Source organism: Burkholderia sp. BCC1977, assembly GCF_905339595.1.
Classification (GTDB): Bacteria; Pseudomonadota; Gammaproteobacteria; order Burkholderiales; family Burkholderiaceae; genus Burkholderia.
Genome location: NZ_CAJPGQ010000131.1, coordinates 1 through 1,420 on the forward strand (window position 1 = coordinate 1; position 1,420 = coordinate 1,420).

General features: G+C 59.6%; 1 protein-coding gene. It reads left to right on the forward strand.

The annotated features are described in order from the left end of the window. The first annotated feature begins 88 nt into the window (after positions 1 to 88). On the forward strand, positions 89 to 1,411 hold the full coding sequence (locus tag U5771_RS35050; RefSeq protein WP_322028162.1) for an IS4 family transposase: 1,323 nt from the start codon (positions 89 to 91) through the stop codon (positions 1,409 to 1,411). The last annotated feature ends 9 nt before the right edge of the window (positions 1,412 to 1,420 follow it).

Sequence of the window (1,420 nt, forward strand, 5' to 3'; positions counted from 1 at the left end):
TAATGCCGTTCAGTTAAGAACTGAACGGCATTTTTGTTTTTAGGGTTGGAGTTGTAAACAGAGCGGCAAGCTGTTAACTTGGTCAGCGATGCTGAACGACCACCTGACCTTTCTACTGGATGCAGCACCTGCCGACCTGAGTCGGCTCGGCGAGCATCTGCCACATAACTGGATCGAACAGGCCATTGAAGCGACGGGCACGGCCAGCATTCGTCGGCGCCGCTTACCGGCCGAGCAAGTGGTGTGGCTGGTCATCGCGCTGGCAATCTACCGACACTGGTCAATCAGCGAGGTGGTCGATAGCCTCGATCTGGTCTTGCCCAACGAGGCCACGTTCGTCAGCAAGAGCGCCGTCGCTCAAGCGCGCCAGAGGCTTGGCGATGCGCCCATGGCCTGGCTATTTGAACGCACCGCTCAAGCCTGGTGCCAGCAAGATGGTGCGCGCCACGCCTTCAAAGGGTTGAGCTTGTGGGCCATGGATGGCACCACGCTGCGCACCCCGGACAGCCCCGCCAATCGTGAGCACTTCGGCGCTCAGGGCTATGCCAGCGGTAAGGTGGCCAGCTATCCGCAGGTGCGGGCCGTGACGCTGACCTCGATTCCGACCCATCTCGTCGCCAACATCGCGTTCGGCCGTTACGACACGAACGAGATGCTCTATGCCAAGCAACTGCTGGAACAGATCCCGGATCACTCGTTGACGGTATTCGACAAGGGCTTTCTGTCCGCCGAAATCCTGTGTGGCCTGAGTTCGGGTGAGCGCAATCGCCACTTCCTGATTCCGGCCAAGTCCAATACACGTTGGGAGGTGATATCGGGCAAGCCTGACGATGCCTTGGTGCGCATGCGCGTGTCACCACAAGCACGGAAGAAGTGCCCTGAATTGCCCGAATGGTGGACGGCCCGCGCGATCCGCGTGCTGGATGCAGCAGGCCGCGAGCGGGTGCTGCTGACTTCACTGACTGACCGCCGCCGCTTCAAGATGGCCGATCTGGACGCCTGCTATGAGCGCCGCTGGCAGGTTGAAACCAGCTACCGCGAGCTCAAGCAATCAATGCTCGGGCGCGAGCTGACGCTGCGTAGCCGAACGGTTGAAGGCATTTACCAGGAAATCTGGGGGGCACTGATCGCCTACAACCTGATTCGCCGCGAGATGGCATGCGCGGCCTTTGAGGCCAAATGCGAACCGACCGAACTGAGCTTCATTCGATCGTTCCATCTCATCCAGCACGAGATGATGTGGGCCGCGCGCACGCCTGCCTTCGCCAAGCTGCCCGCCGTCCTCAAGCGACTTCGCGAGCACCTCAAACTACTCATCAATGTAAAACGGCCCGATCGCAAATGCGATCGGGCCGTCAAGTCCCGTCCTGCTCGCTATCCCGTTCGATATCTTCGGAAAAACCTTAACTGAACGGCATTA